The 1,371-nt window shown below is 50.0% G+C and carries 1 tRNA gene and 2 rRNA genes; all 3 read left to right on the top strand.

The annotated features are described in order from the left end of the window. Window positions 1-425, top strand: a 16S ribosomal RNA gene (locus LFYK43_RS12075); the annotation flags it as partial. A 76-nt stretch (window positions 426-501) separates the two neighbouring features. Further along, window positions 502-574, top strand: a tRNA-Ala gene (locus LFYK43_RS12070). 170 nt (window positions 575-744) lie between these two features. Then, window positions 745-1,371 (top strand): 23S ribosomal RNA (locus LFYK43_RS12065); the annotation flags it as partial.

The raw sequence follows: 1,371 nt of genomic DNA, 5'->3' as shown, positions 1-1,371 counted from the left end.
ATTGCCAGTTGCCAGCATTCAGTTGGGCACTCTGGCGAGACTGCCGGTGACAAACCGGAGGAAGGTGGGGATGACGTCAAGTCATCATGCCCCTTATGACCTGGGCTACACACGTGCTACAATGGACGGTACAACGAGTCGCGAGACCGCGAGGTTTAGCTAATCTCTTAAAACCGTTCTCAGTTCGGATCGTAGGCTGCAACTCGCCTACGTGAAGTCGGAATCGCTAGTAATCGCGGATCAGCATGCCGCGGTGAATACGTTCCCGGGCCTTGTACACACCGCCCGTCACACCATGAGAGTTTGTAACACCCAAAGCCGGTGGGGTAACCTTTCGGAGCCAGCCGTCTAAGGTGGGACAGATGATTGGGGTGAAGTCGTAACAAGGTAGCCGTAGGAGAACCTGCGGCTGGATCACCTCCTTTCTAAGGAATAATACGGAAACTCACACGATTTGTTACATGAAACTTTGTTTGGTTTTGAGAGGTCTACTCTCAAAATGGGGGTTTAGCTCAGCTGGGAGAGCACCTGCTTTGCAAGCAGGAGGTCAACGGTTCGATCCCGTTAACCTCCATTGACAGCGTCAGCTGTCATGGATCCGTTCTTTGAAAACTGAATAACATTTATTTCTTGATCAATAATTTTATTAAACCGAGAACACCGCGTTTGAAAGAGTTTCAAACAAGAATTCAAAATAAGTATTAAACGCAAACTCATAACCCATTTATCTTCGATAAATGAATAGGTTAAGTTAGGAAGGGCGCATGGTGGATGCCTTGGCACTAGGAGTCGATGAAGGACGCGACTAACTGCGAAATGCTTCGGGTAGCTGTAAGTAAGCAATGACCCGGAGATCTCCGAATGGGGCAACCCAATGACTGTGATGAGTCATTATCGCTGGCTGAATACATAGGCCAGTGGAAGACAGACGCAGGGAACTGAAACATCTAAGTACCTGCAGGAAAATAAAGAAATTTCGATTCCCTCAGTAGCGGCGAGCGAACGGGGAACAGCCCAAACCAGGAAGCTTGCTTCCTGGGGTTGTAGGACCGAACATCTGAGTTACCAAGAAAGACTGTAGCCAAACGGCTTGGGAAAGCCGGCCAGAGCGGGTGATAGCCCCGTAGGCGAAACAGTTTTTCCTCAGTTCGGGATCCTGAGTACGGCGGAACACGTGAAACTCCGTCGGAATCCGGGAGGACCATCTCCCAAGGCTAAATACTACCTAGTGACCGATAGTGGACCAGTACCGTGAGGGAAAGGTGAAAAGTACCCCGGGAGGGGAGTGAAACAGTTCCTGAAACCATGTGCCTACAAGTAGTCAGAGCCCGTTAAGGGGTAATGGCGTGCCTTTTGTAGAATGAACCGGCG

Origin of the sequence: Ligilactobacillus salitolerans (genome assembly GCF_003864415.1) — a bacterium.
In the GTDB taxonomy this organism is placed as follows: Bacteria; Bacillota; Bacilli; order Lactobacillales; family Lactobacillaceae; genus Ligilactobacillus; species Ligilactobacillus salitolerans.
This window is presented reverse-complemented; position numbering and strand designations above follow the sequence as displayed.